Annotated in this window: 15 protein-coding genes; 13 read left to right on the top strand and 2 right to left on the bottom strand. The window is 60.4% G+C overall.

The features are described from left to right. Window positions 1-93: 93 nt before the first annotated feature. Together ACLIJ1_RS05950 and ACLIJ1_RS05955 are read right to left on the bottom strand one after the other, a co-directional pair. Complete coding sequence (locus ACLIJ1_RS05950) at window positions 94-2004, bottom strand: hypothetical protein (RefSeq protein ID WP_411364547.1); 1911 nt, start codon at window positions 2002-2004, stop codon at window positions 94-96. 347 nt (window positions 2005-2351) lie between these two features. Beyond that, window positions 2352-3008 (bottom strand): SOS response-associated peptidase, encoded by a 657-nt coding sequence (locus ACLIJ1_RS05955; protein WP_411364548.1) that lies wholly within the window; start codon window positions 3006-3008, stop codon window positions 2352-2354. A 161-nt stretch (window positions 3009-3169) separates the two neighbouring features. Here ACLIJ1_RS05955 and ACLIJ1_RS05960 point away from each other — a divergent pair, with 161 nt between their 5' ends. The 13 genes from ACLIJ1_RS05960 (at window position 3170) to virB11 (ending at window position 15341) form a co-directional block, all read left to right on the top strand. Next, the gene (locus tag ACLIJ1_RS05960) at window positions 3170-3574 is read left to right on the top strand and encodes a LexA family protein (RefSeq protein WP_411364549.1); all 405 of its coding nucleotides are present in this window, start codon (window positions 3170-3172) and stop codon (window positions 3572-3574) included. A gap of 40 nt (window positions 3575-3614) precedes the next feature. After that, window positions 3615-4919 (top strand): Y-family DNA polymerase, encoded by a 1305-nt coding sequence (locus tag ACLIJ1_RS05965; protein WP_411364795.1) that lies wholly within the window; start codon window positions 3615-3617, stop codon window positions 4917-4919. 409 nt (window positions 4920-5328) lie between these two features. After that, window positions 5329-5838, top strand: a complete 510-nt coding sequence (locus ACLIJ1_RS05970) for a lytic transglycosylase domain-containing protein (protein ID WP_411364550.1) — start codon at window positions 5329-5331, stop codon at window positions 5836-5838. After that, window positions 5835-6119 (top strand): TrbC/VirB2 family protein, encoded by a 285-nt coding sequence (locus ACLIJ1_RS05975; RefSeq protein ID WP_411364551.1) that lies wholly within the window; start codon window positions 5835-5837, stop codon window positions 6117-6119. Before ACLIJ1_RS05970 ends, ACLIJ1_RS05975 begins: the two co-directional genes overlap by 4 nt. Before the next feature lie 18 nt (window positions 6120-6137). Continuing rightward, complete coding sequence (locus ACLIJ1_RS05980) at window positions 6138-6470, top strand: type IV secretion system protein VirB3 (RefSeq protein WP_411364552.1); 333 nt, start codon at window positions 6138-6140, stop codon at window positions 6468-6470. Further along, entirely contained in the window at window positions 6454-8964 is a 2511-nt protein-coding gene (locus tag ACLIJ1_RS05985; RefSeq protein ID WP_411364553.1) for a VirB4 family type IV secretion/conjugal transfer ATPase, read from the top strand. Before ACLIJ1_RS05980 ends, ACLIJ1_RS05985 begins: the two co-directional genes overlap by 17 nt. Then, complete coding sequence (locus ACLIJ1_RS05990; protein ID WP_411364554.1) at window positions 8961-9389, top strand: hypothetical protein; 429 nt, start codon at window positions 8961-8963, stop codon at window positions 9387-9389. Before ACLIJ1_RS05985 ends, ACLIJ1_RS05990 begins: the two co-directional genes overlap by 4 nt. Before the next feature lie 12 nt (window positions 9390-9401). Then, on the top strand, window positions 9402-10469 hold the full coding sequence (locus tag ACLIJ1_RS05995) for a type IV secretion system protein (protein ID WP_411364555.1): 1068 nt from the start codon (window positions 9402-9404) through the stop codon (window positions 10467-10469). Window positions 10470-10494: 25 nt separating this feature from the next. Next, window positions 10495-11190 carry a type IV secretion system protein gene (locus tag ACLIJ1_RS06000; RefSeq protein WP_411364556.1) on the top strand — a complete coding sequence of 232 codons (696 nt, stop codon included), beginning with the start codon at window positions 10495-10497 and terminating at the stop codon, window positions 11188-11190. Window positions 11191-11213: 23 nt separating this feature from the next. Next, on the top strand, window positions 11214-11984 hold the full coding sequence (locus ACLIJ1_RS06005) for a virB8 family protein (RefSeq protein WP_411364557.1): 771 nt from the start codon (window positions 11214-11216) through the stop codon (window positions 11982-11984). After that, complete coding sequence (locus ACLIJ1_RS06010) at window positions 11981-12898, top strand: TrbG/VirB9 family P-type conjugative transfer protein (protein WP_411364558.1); 918 nt, start codon at window positions 11981-11983, stop codon at window positions 12896-12898. The genes ACLIJ1_RS06005 and ACLIJ1_RS06010 overlap by 4 nt, the downstream gene beginning before the upstream one ends. Continuing rightward, window positions 12895-14214: a type IV secretion system protein VirB10 gene (gene virB10 / locus ACLIJ1_RS06015; RefSeq protein ID WP_411364559.1), complete on the top strand. Its 1320-nt coding sequence runs from the start codon at window positions 12895-12897 to the stop codon at window positions 14212-14214. Before ACLIJ1_RS06010 ends, virB10 begins: the two co-directional genes overlap by 4 nt. Then, complete coding sequence (virB11, locus tag ACLIJ1_RS06020) at window positions 14211-15341, top strand: P-type DNA transfer ATPase VirB11 (RefSeq protein ID WP_411364560.1); 1131 nt, start codon at window positions 14211-14213, stop codon at window positions 15339-15341. The genes virB10 and virB11 overlap by 4 nt, the downstream gene beginning before the upstream one ends. Window positions 15342-15349 lie beyond the last annotated feature (8 nt).

Genomic DNA, 15349 nt, shown 5'->3' on the forward strand with positions numbered 1-15349 from the left:
ACTATGCGCGCTGAAGCGCTTTGCTCGTGAGTAGAGCACTCCTCACGGAGTAATGCATTACTTGCCATATTTTTACATGTTGGTCTGGCAACGCTACGACACCACTGCTTCACGCAGGAGCATGTCGGTCATTGCCACCGCGACATCCTTTGTATCCACAAACGCGCTTGTGGACGAGGGAGAAACACCAGGAGTGACAGGGAACATTTCTTGCCCCTCTGCGCGAACATAGGCAGCCCAACGACGCCCAGCCATCGCTCGGCACTCCAGCTCAGGCCCCCTTGAACTTGGCACAGGGTATAGGTCCTTATCTTTCCTGAACTCGACTTTTACCACATCGTACGGGAAAACGCAAGCGAGTAAACCAAGCTGACGATTGAGTCCATTCTCTATATCGACAAGTCGCCTGTGTACTTGAGCCTGGTCGCTGGAAATCTTTTCCATGACACGAACATATATACGCGCGACAAAATTCTCATAGAAGGAATTCATATATGAACGAAGATTTTTCTTCATCCGCTCATTTACATCTCTGTAGATGTGATAGTTCTTCGTCCAATACGATTCATACAATCTTATATCATCCTCTTGCTTGATATATGTGTTCGGGTTATGACTTCTTGTTGCATACGCAACCACACCCCAGACTCTGCCGCCGATCTCCACAGGATTCAACATAACCTGCAACTGCAACTTAGTTCCATTGCCTGCCTTTCCTGGTGTTGCCATATAGTCAAACAGGTATTGACAGCAAATGACTCTCAGCAAATCATTCAATTCTTCGGTATTTGGCAACAACTCTTGAATAGTATCTGGCCGACTAACCCCAGGAGAAAAACAACGAGCGATTCCGCCATCATTCGCAAATGGCTGCCTATAAAAGCTAAGCCCATCGAAAACTGGGTCAGCCATGGATCGAACGCCAACCCCAAAATATTCACCCAACAAATCTATTAGTCTTTCCTCCCCAGCCTCACCAGACTCTAACACAGACCAAAAATATTCATCTATCTCCATTGCGAGCTTTTTTACACCACCATCAATTCCAGACAGCTCATCAGCGTATCTATTCCTATAAATACCTTTTTGTTTTTTGAGCCCTGCAAAGAATTTTTTCTTTATTTCTTCTTTTTGAGAATCACATAGCAGAATTCTCAAAGAGTAATCATAGCAGCCGTGTCGCAGCTTATCCCTAGGAAAATCATGGTAGTCCCTGGCAAAAAGCAGAAAGTTAGTAAGGCCGTACTCGCGACTTGTGCTTTCTGAATTTACATCAGTAATGTTTTTCTTAATTTTTTTGAAAACCTTATCCAAAACCCCCCACTTCCGAAGATCTGTATATTCAGACAACCCCATATTACTCAACAAGTTTCTATCGAACTCGGATTTGAATTGATCGAAAAAATTCAATCTTTCATCATCGGATAAATTGATGTTTCTCCCAACTACTTGGTCATCACCATCACTACTGCTTTTGATGTTGGCCCCGGTATTGTCTACCGTCATCAAGATCCGATCAACAAACCCTTGGTAATGTCCATAATTGTCTTTCTTGAATATTTGGCTTAGCTTGTAAGAGCCAACATCCCAAAAATTCATCTTACTAGAAACAGAATCAACCACCAGTAGCTGTTCAAAGTTGTAGCTTTTGTCAGCCTTAAGAACCAAGAGTGCAAAATTATTCTTCTCGAACTCATCGCTCGAATGCCATAATGGGAAATAGTTTCTGGGATCAGCGTTGTCTTTTGCCTTATCAATGATTTCTATATGGCGCCGATGATGGTTCGTTCTAAAATACTCGGAATACCCCCCGCTCTCATCCCTTTTCATCACAACAAAGGTTATCGGTAGCTGAACCAGCATCATTACTCTGTTTAGCACATGAGTAAATGACAGTGTGCGCAGGCTTGGCCCGCTATAAACGGCAGAAAAGATGGATTCAACCCCTAGAGTGATTTGTCTATGCAGCATGGACTCTAGTTTTTTACGAGCAATTTCATTCATTTCCGGCCCCAAAAATTCAAATAAACATGCTGCCCAACAAACAATATTGGAAAGCCAAACACCAGTGCCAGCACGTACTGCCCTTCCCTCAACATCTGTGCCTCCAAGGCGAAGAAGAATAGTGACGCGAGGGCGAACAAGACCCTATGGCCGTCCAATATCCAGGCTCAGAAAATCTCACTTGCGATCCAGAATATGGCAAAAAGCGCATAGCACATGCTTTCGCCACTTATGGTCGCGTTTCTAAAGACAGCTTGCCTAGCTCAAATTACTACTCGTTACAGAGTAGCCGACAAACGAGTGCCAACGGCAACCGGCGGCAACCGCTGCATACCATGTTGCTGCCATCATAAAGTCTTGCACATCCCCACCCGCAATCCCTCCGCAGCAACCGGCACCAAGAACTGCTCACTGCGCTCAGCCGTCGCCACCAGCCACTCGTCATAGACCGACCCCGGCAACACCACAACCATTCGTTTCTCGTCGGTCGGCTTGTGAAACTGGTTCATCAGCGGGTGGGTATCGGCGTTGGTCGTCAGCATGGCGTAGCTGTGCACCCAATCCCCCTGGAGAGACCTCCAGGAAGACCACAATCCTGCAATGCCCATGGGCAGACCGTCTGACCGTTCGATACAAGTGGGAATGGCCTTGCCGTTGCGCCAGTCTGGCTCGTAGATGGCTTGGGCTGGAATGATGCAGTGCTGCGCCCTCTTCCACGCTTCCCGAAAACTCGGTTTGGTGACTACCGTCTCGCTGCGGACGTTGTAGGTACTGCGGCAGATCTTCAGGATGGTCGCCCAGTGGGGCACCAGGCCAAACAGGCCAGGCAATGCTTCCCGATCAGGCACCGCGTCATCCCCTGCGTCTTTTTCCCCGGGGCGGCGGATCAGCAGGCCGGGGTATCCCGGCCAGAGATCGGTTTTGCCTAAGTCGGCCGGTGGCTCCACCTGGAACACCTTTCGCAAGACCTGAGCGTCCCGCACGCCTTCGTAGTGACTGCACATGGTTCCATCCTATGCGCGGACGCGCGCCGGTTTTCTGTAGAGCATTCCCAAGAGGCGGGCTTGGCTTATATACTGTATTTATGTACAGTCTTGTAGAAGATAACCTGTTATCACCCCTGTTCCCTGGTGCAGCATCAGGAATCTGCAGCCCACCGAGGCCCTTGGCCGAATGCGCCCTTCCCGCCTTACAACTTGAATCCCGGATTCGGGCGGGTTTTCCGTCGCCGGCGGAGGATTTCCAGGCCAAACGCATCGACGTGCTCGAACACCTGATCAAGCACCCTCAGGCCACCTACAGCATGACGGTGCGGGGTGAGTCCATGCGTGAGGCGGGCATCTTCGATGGGGATGTGCTGCTGGTGGACAGGGCGATCAAGCCCAGCCACGGCCAGATCGTGGTGGCGGTGGTGGACGGGGACTTCACCTGCAAGCAGCTCTGGCAACGCGGGGGGCGGCTGAAGCTCAAGGCTGCCAACCCGACCTTCGCCGACATCGTGCCTACCGAAGGCCAGACGGTCGAGGTCTGGGGCGTGGTGATCGCGGCGATCAAGCAGTTCAAGCGCTGAAGCAGGCGAATCTGGTTGAGCGTGTTTCATGGCTTCTCCGCTGTATGCCCTGGTCGATGGCAACAACTTCTACGTCTCCTGCGAGCGGGTGTTCCGCCCCAGCCTGAACGGCAAACCGGTGGTGGTGCTCTCCAACAACGACGGTTGTGCAATTGCCCGCAGCAACGAGGCCAAGGCCTTGGGCATTGCCATGGGCGCACCGTGGTTCAAGATCCGACACATGGCCGAATCACACGGCTTGGTGGCCCTGTCGGCCAACTTCCCGCTGTACGGAGATCTGAGCGACCGCATGATGAGCCTGGTGGCCGGACTCGGTCACCGGCAGGAGATCTATTCCATCGACGAGTCGTTTGTGGATCTCTCGGGCATCCGAGGAGATCTGGTCAAGCGCAGCCGGGTGATCCGCGAGCGGGTGTTGCAGTGGGTGGGCATTTCCTGCTGCATCGGAATCGGGCCGACCAAGACCCTGGCCAAGCTGGCCAACCACATCGCCAAGACAGCCGAACGCAAACCCGGCAGCTACCCCGCTGAACTGGCCCAAATCTGTAACCTGGCTGCACTGGAACCAACAGCACGTGATGCGGTGCTGGCGGCTACACCGGTCGAGGAAGTCTGGGGCGTGGGTCGTCGCATTGCGGGGCAGCTCAAAGAGGGTGGCATCCACACGGTGTTGGATCTCGCCCGCATGGACCTGGCCACAGTACGCCAGCGTTGGTCGGTGGTGCTGGAGCGTACGGTGCGTGAGCTGCAGGGCCAGTCCTGTGTGGATCTGCAAGACGCGGCACCAGACAAACAGGAAATCGCCTGCACCCGGTCGTTTGGTCGCCCGGTGACCGCAATGGAAGACCTCAGTGAAGCCGTCAGCGAGTTCGCCAGCCGGGCGGCCGAGAAGCTGCGGCGCCAAGAAGGTCTCGCCAACCAGGTGCTGACCTTTGTGCGGACCAGTCCGTTCCGGTCCGATCCTCAGTACAGCCGGTCCATCGTGGTTCCGTTACGAAGACCCACTGCCGACAGTTCGCTGATCGCCGAAGCGGCCCTGACCGGCCTGCGCTGCATCTACAAGCCGGACTTCCTGTACGCCAAGGCCGGGGTGATGCTGATGGAGCTTCAACCGGCTTCGGTGCACCAGAGTGAATTGTCCCTGGACGAGGAGCCTGGCGAGGGATGGGACAAAGGCAATTTAATGAGCGCACTGGATGGGCTCAACCGACGCTACGGCCGGGGTACGGTGTTGCTGGGCAGTACCGGTTTAGAGGGGGATCGCAGGCGTTGGGCAATGAAACAGGAGCGGCGCACGCCACACTACACAACGCGATGGGAAGACATGCCCGTGGTGCGGACCTGAAGTACTCCCAATGAGGGGCACTGCTGTGCATCAGGCCCAATTTTTCGTAGACGTTTCAAGCGACCTGAATCGATAATGCCTCCGGGTCGGCCTGAACAGTCGGCCCTCCTCCCTGAAAAGTCGTGTGACAGCGACTTTGAATTTGCCCGGCCTTCGCGCCGGGTTTCTTTTTTTAGCGCGCTCAGCACACAAAGACCTCGTACGGTGCGAATGTGCTGGAAAACAGCCCAAATCCAGCACCAGCGCAGGGGGTTTCAAGTCCTACATTGACTTCACGGTGTTCAGAGAAACGGCAAGCACTGCCACCTCACGAACAACGTCGAACCGAGGACTTGACCATGAACCATCCACCTCTCGCCGACACCCTGTGGCGGCATTCCACAAAAGCTTCGTGCTGAGGACCTCCGTCATGGATGCGTCCACATTCATCTCGCTCGTAATGGCCTGTGCACCGCAGGTCCATCTGACCACTGCTCACGCGCTCGTTTCAGTCGAAAGTGCCTTCAACCCTTGGGCCATCGGCGTCGTGGGTGGTGCATTGCGCCGCCAGCCGAGCAACGGGGATGAAGCGCTGGCCACAGCCCACCAGCTGTTGCGCGACGGGCGCAACTTCAGCGTTGGCCTTGGGCAGATCAACGTGGCCAACTTCGCGCGTCTGGGGTTGAACACCAGCAGTGCCTTCGATCCCTGCCAAAACCTGTCGGCCATGCAGTCCGTGTTGACGGAATGTTTCGACCGATCAGGCCAGATTCCCAGTCGCGCTGACACCGAGCAGTTCGCCATACGCAAAGCCCTCTCCTGCTACTACAGCGGCAACTTCTCGACCGGTTTCCGTCATGGCTACGTGCAGAAGGTCGTCGCTGCCGCGCGCTCTCTGCCTCGCCCTCGTTTCAACCCGTCATCCAAGGAGCCATCATGAGTCGCCAGAAACTGTCTCAAGGCCAGGTCCGCGCCCTCAGCCTGTTGATGTTGCTGCCTCCCCAGGTCTGGGGGCAAGGCTTCGACAAGGTGAACACAACCGTCACCAACGTCAACGCCATCCTGGTGACGATCTCTGTGGCCGTGGTGACGATCGCGATCATTTGGGCCGGCTTCAAGATGATCTTCCAGGGCGCCCGGCTGGCGGATGTAGCCAACATCCTGATCGGTGGAACCCTGGTCGGTGGCGCAGCTGCTTTTGCCAGCTACATCGTCAGCTGACCTCAGCAGGCACACACCATGCAAGCCGAAACCATCTACAAGGGCGCAACCCGCCCGGCCATGAAGCTGGGCATTCCACTGGTGCCGCTGGTGGTGCTCTTCGGCAGCGGGATGCTGATGATGATGTGGGGCGGCATTCTGGTGAGCTGGTGGATTGCGCTTGGAGTGTTGATGTCCTTTGTACCCACCCTCTTCTGGATGCGCTGGGTGACGTCCCGCGACGACCAGCGGTTTCGTCAGATCTTCATCGCACTCAAGCTACGCCTGCACGACCGCAACCGTCGGTTCTGGCGCGCTCGCAGCTACTCACCCACCCTCTTCCGGGGAGCCTCCGATGTCTGGCATCTTTGATCGACTGGGCAAGGGGTCAGGCCGCGCGAAGCGCCACCCCAACGCGGTAGGCGCGCAGCCGCGCCACTGGTCGCAGGCGCTCGCAGAAAACCCGTTGACGCGGTTCGTGCCCTTCTCGTCGCTGCTCAGCGACCACGACGTGATCACCCGTGGCGGCGACTTTCTGAGGGTGTGGCGTCTCGATGGCGTGGCGTTCGAGTGTGCCGACGACTACCTGGTCACGGAACGCCACGAAGCGCTCTGCAGCCTATTGCGCAACCTCTCGGGTGGCCAGTGGGCCATCTGGACTCACCGGCTGCACCGCAAGATTCAGGACGCACTGACCGACCCAACGGAGAACGGGTTTGCCAAAGACCTGTCCCGGGCCTATCAGGCGCACCTGAACCAGCGGGCGATGATGAGCAATGAGCTGTACCTGACGCTGCTCTACCGGCCCAACACCTCTCGCATCAGCCGGGCACTGCAGTCGCCTCAGCGGTCCAAGGCCGCCATCGAAGAGGCACACGCGGAAGCCTTGCGCGTGATGGAAGAGCGAACGGCATTTGTGCACCGGGTGCTGCGTGGCTTCGGCCCTCAGCTGTTGGGTGTGCGTGAACAAAAGGGCAGGTTCTATTCGGAAGTCGCCGAGTTTCTGGGCTACCTGGTCAACGGGTACTGGAAGCCCGTGCCATTCACGACGGGGCCGCTGCACCGCACCCTGCCTACGACCCGCCTTTCGTTTGGCGGCGACAAGCTGGAGCTGCGAAATGGCGACCAGCGTCGCTGCGCGGCCCTGGTGGACATCAAGGAATACGCCGACGCCGTCGAACCGGGCATCCTCAATGCCCTGCTGTACGAAGACAGCGAGTTCATCGAGACCCAGAGCTTTTCCATCTTGCCGCGCCGCGAGGCCACTCGCGCCCTGGAGCTGCAGCGCGATCAGCTGATTGCCAGCGACGACGTGGTGGCCAGCCAGATCGCGGACATGGACGAAGCGCTGAACGAGCTGGGCGATGGTCAGTTCTGCATGGGTGAATACCACTACAGCCTGGTGGTGTTCGGCAACCCCGGCGAAGACAGCCTGGCTGATGCGGGCCGCCGCGCGGCACAGGCCATTGGCGCCGTGGGTGAGTCGTCAAGCATGCAGATGTCGCCGGTGGACCTGGTGGCCGATGCCGCCTGGTTCGCCCAGATGCCCGGCAACTGGCAGTGGCGTCCGCGCGATGCCAAGCTGTCTTCCCGTGCGTTCGCCGCCCTGGCCAGCGGGCATAACTTCGCGCGCGGCAAGCGGGACGGCAACCCTTGGGGCGAAGCGCTGGCCTTGCTGCGGACGCCATCGGGCCAGCCGTTCTATCTGAACTTCCACAGCAGCCCCGACGGCGAAGACTCGGCCGACAAGAAGCTGCCCGGCAACACCATCATCATCGGCTCCACCGGGGTCGGCAAGACGACGCTGGAGATGTTCCTGCTGACGCTGACGCGCAAGTGGGACCCAGCGCCCCGGCTGGTGTTGTTCGATCTGGACCGCGGGTGCGAGATCGCCATCCGGGCCATGAACGGCCGGTACTTCACACTCGAAGCCGGCAAGCCCACGCATCTGAACCCGCTGCAGCGCGACCCCACGCCTGCCCGCATCCAGTTCTGGGAACAGCTGGTGCGTACCTGCATCGCCACGCCCGCCTTGCCCCTGCTGCCGGCCGACGAGCGCGCCATTGCAGATGCCGTGAAAACGGTGGCGATGATGCCGACCGCCCTGCGCCGCTTCTCGACTATCCGCCAGAACCTGCCCAAGTCTGGTGAGAACAGCCTGTACGAGCGGCTGGGCCGTTGGTGCGAGGGTGGCGCCCTGGGCTGGGTGTTCGACCAGGCCAACGATCAACTGATGGACCTGCAGTCCGCCTCGGTTATCGCCTTCGACACCACCGAGTTCCTAGACCTGCCCGAGGTCCGCACGCCGGTCATGCTGTACCTGCTGCAGGTGATGGAAGAGTTGGTCAACGGCGAGCGGCTGATCTACGTGATCTCGGAATTCTGGAAAGCGCTGGACCACGAAATCTTCAGCGACTTCGCCAAACAGAAGCAGAAGACCATCCGCAAGCAGAACGGTCTGGGCATCTTCGACACCCAGAGCCCATCCGACGTGCTGCGCCACCCCATCGGCCGCACGATGGTGGAGCAGAGCGTGACCAAGATCTTCCTGGCCAACCCGGAAGCGGTGCGAGAGGAATACGTGGAGGGTTTCGGGCTCAGCGAAGCCGAGTTCGGCACCGTCCGCAGCCTGGGCGCGCAGGGGGGCCGGCGTTTCCTGGTCAAGCAGGGACACAGCAGCGCCATCTGCGAGTTGGACCTCAGCGGCCTGCAGGACTTCGTGACCGTGCTGTCGGCCACCACCGACAACGTCGCCCTGCTGGACACCGTTCGTGAACAACACGGTAACGATCCGTTGCTTTGGCTTCCGGTGCTGCTGCGCGAGGTTCAGGATCGCAAAACCCGCAATTCCAGGAGAGCGACATGAACCGGTTTCAACTCTTGCTTGTACTGCTGCCCATGGCCATGAGCAGCGCAAACGCCAGCGCCCAGACCGTCAAAGGCAACGAGGCGGTCCGCACCTCGACCAGCGGTGAACGCATTGTCGAGCTGGCGCCGCTGCCCAGGTCTGGCCCCATCCTCAAGACCAAACCCTGCCCAGCGCAGGCGGGTTGCCACGCCGGCCCCTGGCACATGGTGGAGACGCGCGACGGCCTGATGGAATGCACCGAGGTCTATGCGCGAGAAGGCACCTGCCGCACCTCCAGCTACGGCACCACCAAGCTCTCGCGCATCTGGGTGGTGAAGGCCGGAGGCCAGTGGCTGCAATGCCAGTTTCCCGATCTGGGCAGCAAGTGCGTCAAGGTCTTCGCACCGCCCCCGACCAACCTGCCCTACCCGGCGGTGCAATAAAGGAGCGATGCCATGTTCGCCTGGGTCGGTTCCAACTTCGACGCGATCCTCAGCACCTACGTGCTGGGGGTGGTGTCCTCGCTCATGTCGGCGATCACGCCCATTGCACTGTCGGCGATGACCCTGTGGGTGGCGCTCTACGGCTGGGCGGTGCTGCGCAACGAGGTCTCGGAAACCGTCCCCATCTTCGTCTGGAAGGTGTTCAAGATCGGGCTGGTGCTGGCCTTCGCCTTGCACTCAGGTTTCTACATCAGCAACGTGTCCGACACCGCCAATGGTCTGGCCATGGGCGTGGCCAGCACCTTCCTGCCTTCGGGTGTTGACCCCGCCACGATCAGTTCGCCCTACGCCCTGCTCGACAAGTTCAACGACGACGCCAGCGCCCAGGTGGCCGACATCATGAAAGAGGCCGGCGTGCTGCGGCTGGACCTGCTGCTGGCCGGGGGCATCTTCTCTTTCGGCACCGTCTTCTTCCTCTGCATCGCGCTCTTCGTCGTCACGCTGGCCAAGCTGTTCCTGACCTTCGTGATCGCTATCGGGCCACTGTTCATCCTGTGCCTGGCCTGGCGCCCCACCGCACGCTTCTTCGACAGCTGGTTGTCGATGCTGCTCAACGCCGTGGTGCTCACCTGGTTCGCCTTCTTTGCGCTGGGTTTGAGCGCCTACATGGGCGCCGCCATGTTCAAGGCCATCAACGACGGCGGCGGCTTCCTCGGCAGCACCTTCAACGTGCTGGGCGAGGCCACCCGCTACTGTGTGCTCATGATCCTCATGGCCATCCTCTGCTTCCAGGCGCCCAGCCTCGCCTCGGCCCTGACGGGGGGCGCCGCCATCCAGCAAGGCGTGCAGATGATCCAGAACGCCGTGATGGTGTCGGGCTTGCGCTCCGCCTCTTCCGCCCGCTCGGCCGCCGGCGGTACAGGCGCCGGGGGCGTGATCCGTTCAGGTTCCGGCGCAGCTGCCACGGCAGGTGCTGCGGCTGCAGCCACGGGCCGTTACGCCGGAAACATGGCCCGCAGGGGCTACGGAGCCGCACGGTCTGCGGCATACCGACTCGCCGCCCTGCGCGGCCGGTCCTGATCGTCCACTTGCCAAGGAGCACCCCATGAAGTACCGCCTCAAGGTCGCCGCCGCCGTGTTGATTTCGCTGGGCGCCACGCACGCGCGCGCCACCGGCATTCCCGTGATCGATGTCGCCAACCTGTTCCAGGCGGTGCAGCAGGTTATCAACGACATCACCCAGATCAACAACCAGATCCAGCAGATCCGACAGCTGCAGACCCAGATCGAGAGCATCAACGGCATGCGCAACCTGGGCGACGTGTTCAACAACCCGCTGCTCAAGAACTACATCCCGGCCGAGGCCTACACCTACCTCAACGCCATCAACACCTCGGGCTATGACGGACTCAACGCCACGGCCAAGGTGCTGCGCGATGTCGGGATGCTCTACAACTGCATGGACCGTACGGGCGACGCACGCACCGAATGCCAGGCCACCCTGGCACAGCCATACCAGCAAAAGGGCTTGCTGCAGGACGCCATGAAGTCGGCTGCTCAGCGGCTGGAGCAGATCCAGTCCCTGATGAACCAGATCAACGCCACCACCGACCAGAAATCAGTGCAAGAGATTCAAGCCCGCATCGGCGCCGAGAACGCCCTGCTGGCGCACGAGTCTTCGCAAATCCAGATGCTGCAAGGCATGGCCGACAGCGAGGAGCGCATCGCCCGATCCCGTGAGCGCGAACGCCAGTACCAGATGCTGGGCCGGACCGGCAAGGTCTCCGACTTCCTGCCGTAACCACCACCTCACCGGAGTTCCCCATGAGTGCCATCCTGTTGTCAGGTGAGGCCGCCGCATGGCCGAAACAGCCCAAAACGCACCCTACCGCCCCTGAAACACCGTCGTTGCAAGCCAACCTGGACTGGGAAATCGACCGAACCCTGATGCTGGAGCGCTCCGAGCGCCGGGCCTGGGCCGCTGCTGCGTCCGGTCTCGCGATTGGCCTGATCGGCATCGCCGCGGTCTTCGTGCAGGGGCCGCTGCGCAAGGTGGTCGAGATCCCCATCGTGGTGGACCGGGTCACCGGTGAAACCACTATCCAGCAGCGACTGAGCGAAGAAACCATCCCCGCCATGGAGGCGCTGGACAAGCACAACCTGGCCACCTTCGTGCGCTCACGCGAGGCCTACAGCTGGATGTTCCTGCAGCGGGACTTTGACCAGGTGGCCCGCATGGCGGTGCCCGCCGTGTTCTCGGAATACAACCGGCAGTTCGAAGGCGACGGCGCACTGCAGAAGAAGGTGGGCTCCACCGAAGAGTGGCGCATCAACATCGTCGGCGTTCGGCTTCGCGCATCGGGGCGCAGCGGCAACCAGAGTGACGCCACCGTCACCTACGACAAGGTCGTGCGCATGACCGATCGCAACCTGCCCGATGTGACCACCCGGCACGTGGCCAGCGTGGTCTACCAGTACCAACCCAAGGTACTTGCCAAAGAGTCGGATCGCCTTGAGAACCCGTTTGGCTTCGTGGTCACGGCCTACCGATCCGACCCCGAGATCAACACCCCTACCACTGGAGCGAAGCCATGAACGTCCTTGTGCTGCCCTTGGTGCTGGTTTCGTTGTCCATGCCTCTCATGCTGGCTTCTGCGGCTCAGCCCAGAGATAAGTCCGATCCGCGCCTGCGCGAGGTGATGTACGACGCCAACGCGGTGGTCACCGTCCCGGTCAAGCGCGGCATGGTGACGCTGGTGGAGTTCGACAAGGGAGAGGCCATCACCGAGGTGGCGGTCGGTCAGGGAGGCGACTGCACCAAGCCCGATGCCGTCTGGTGCGTGGCCGCCCAACCGGGTGGGCGTCACCTCTATGTCAAAGCCAAGAACGCCGCCGATGCTCCCAACAACCTGGCGGTCATCACCGACCGACGATCACACGCACTGCGCTTCGTGGTCCTCTCGGACGGTGACCACCAGCCCCCGGTCTACCGCCTGGCCATCCGATCACCCAAACCCGCAGCAGCTCCGCCCAGTCTGGCGGAGAGAGAACTGGCCGCGCTGGCGAGCCTGCCGCCGGTTCCACCTCAACCGACGGCCCAGCAGATCGTGGCGGAGCGCCTGACGGCCAAACCCACCGTGCTCAACACCCAGTACGCATTGGCAGAAGGCGCCGACTCGGCGGACATCACCCCCACCCTGGTCTACGACGACGGTCGGTTCACCTACCTGAAGTTCCCTGGCAACCGCGAGGTACCCGCCGTCTTCCATGTGCTGGGCGACGGTAGCGAAACCTTGGTCAACGCCCGCATGGAGGACGACACCCTGGTGGTGGACCGGGTCAGCCGCCGCCTAATGCTGCGTGCGGGATCAGCCGTGGTGGGAATCTGGAACGAAGCCTTTGATCTGGAGGGCTCGCCGGCCAAAGGCTCCACCACCGTGCCCGGTGTGCAGCGGGTGTTGAAGTCCGATCCCTCCCATTCACCCTACAACACGGGAACTCAGCCATGACTGAACGATCGCAAGGTTCGTCGGCGTCAAACGACGATTCAACGTCGCAGGGCAGCGGCAACACCATCAGCCCCCTGCCGGGCGAAGCGGGCATTCCCAACGTGGCCCGCCGACAGCCGCTCAACCTGTCCTGGAAAAACATTTCGGTCATTGGCATGGTGGTGACCATGGTCGCAGGCATGAGTGGCCTGTACCTGTACCGCTTCATCAACCACAAAAGCGATGCAGACAAGGACAAGTCGCTGCTGAGAGACCGCCCCTCGGCCGCGGGCGCCGGTACCCGGCAGCTGGACATGACCCAGCCAGTCACTCCCCGCGTGCCTGCGTTGATTCCAACGCCCGCAGAAGCGGCCGACCCCATCGGGTTGCGGAACACAGGCACGGCCACACCATCCGGGCCCAAGGCCCTCTCACCAGACGATGCACCGGTGCTGGTGGTGTCATCCCGGCCTGGTGGTGCCGCTGGCGCAAACAGCGACGCCTCGCAGTTGCCCAACGATCCGGCCGCATCCACCGCCAAGCAACTGCAGGACTACCAGCGCCGGTTGCAGGGGCTACTGGACAACCTGACCCAGGGCAACGCCTTGCCGGCAGGTCTCGGTGCTTCAGTCACCGAGCCGACATCCTCACCTGATATCGGTTCGACCCTGCGCTCTGGGGCGGCCGGTTTGTTCGGCGGTGAGTTGCAGGGCTCTTCCACACCCCGGGTCAAGGCCACCACGCTGGGCGACCGCAGCCTGACCCTGCCCAAAGGCACGGCCTTCACCTGCGCGCTCAAGACCCGGGTCATCAGCGCCGCTTCGGGCCTGGTCGGCTGTCAGGTGCAACGCGACGTGTACAGCGACAACGGCCGAGTGCTGCTGATCGAGCGTGGATCGCACCTGGACGGCGAATACCGCATCGCGTCGGTCCGGCCAGGAACCGTTCGCATACCGGTGCTGTGGACCCGCATCCGCACACCACACGGCGTCACGGTAGATGTTGAGTCGCCGGGCACGGGGCAACTGGGCGAGTCGGGCATCGATGGCCATGTGGACAACCGGTGGGGGGACCGCATCGGCGCCGCGATGCTGCTCTCCCTGATCGACGACTCGGTCAAGCTGGTGATCCAGAACCAGATGCAGGACCGTGAAGCGGACACCATCGTCCTGCCCTCCACCACCGAGAACACCAGCAAGCTGGCGGAAAAGGTGCTGGATCGCACCATCAACATCCCACCGCTGATTTACCAGAACCAAGGCGGCATGGTGGGCATCTACGTGGCCCGCGATGTGGATTTCTCGTCGGTCTACGCACTGCAACCGGTCGAGCGATGAACGCCCTGCCCTTCACCGATGACGCCCAACCGGATGGCTGGTGTGGCGACGCCACCTCGGTGGTCGAGTTCCTGCGCCCGCTGCGCGAACAACTGGACGCTCCGGGGGTGCTGGAGGTGTGTGTGAACCGCCCCGGCGAATTGCAGGTGGAAACCGTGCACGGCTGGCAGCGCGTGGAAGCGCCCGCGATGACGCAGGAACGCTGCCTGTCGCTGGCCACGGCCGTGGCCACCTACTGCGACCAGCAGATCAACCAGGAACGCCCGCTGCTCTCAGCCACGCTGCCCAGCGGCGAGCGCATCCAGTTCGTCATACCGCCGGCCGTGACGCGCGGCACCATGTCGATTACGGTTCGCAAACCGTCGGAGCTGATCAAGCGCTTGGACGACTTCGACCGCGATGGCCTGTTCAACCGTATCGGCAATCGCGCAGCACCGGACGTCGATGACGACGGCCTTCAGCCCTTTGAAAGGCAGTTGTTAGCGTTGAATGCAGCGGGTCGGTACGCGGAGTTTCTGCGCCTCGCGGTGCAGAAGCACCAGACCATCGTGATCAGCGGCAAGACCGGTTCGGGCAAGACCACCTTCATGAAAGGTCTGGTTGAAGAGGTACCGAAACACGAACGCCTGATCACCATCCAGGACACCGCCGAACTCACCCTGCCCAACCACCCGAACGTGGTGCACCTGTACTACAGCAAGGACGCCCAAGGCACGGCACGCGTCACGGCCAAGTCCCTGCTGGAGGCCTGCTTGCGCATGAAGCCCGACCGCATCTTCCTAGCCGAGTTGCGCGGTGAGGAGTGCTTCTCCTTCATCCGCTTGGCAGCTTCCGGCCACCCCGGCAGCATCACCAGCGTGCACGCGGGCAGCTGTGCCCTGGCGCTGGAGCAGATGTCGCTCATGATCCGCGAAAGCGGTGCCGGTGGCGGTTTGCGTCTGGACGAAATCAAGGGCCTCCTGGACATCGTGATCGATGTCATCGTCCAGTTCGGTCGTGACGAACGGGGCCGCTTTATTTCCGAGATCGCCTACGAACCGCGCCGCAAACGCTTTGCCATCGACGACAACAGCCTGGGGGGTGCACCTGATGCGCAAGCCAGTCTGTTTGACGGGTCGCAGACATGAGCACCGTT

The organism is Hydrogenophaga sp. RWCD_12 (assembly GCF_046604225.1).
GTDB lineage: Bacteria > Pseudomonadota > Gammaproteobacteria > Burkholderiales > Burkholderiaceae_C > Hydrogenophaga.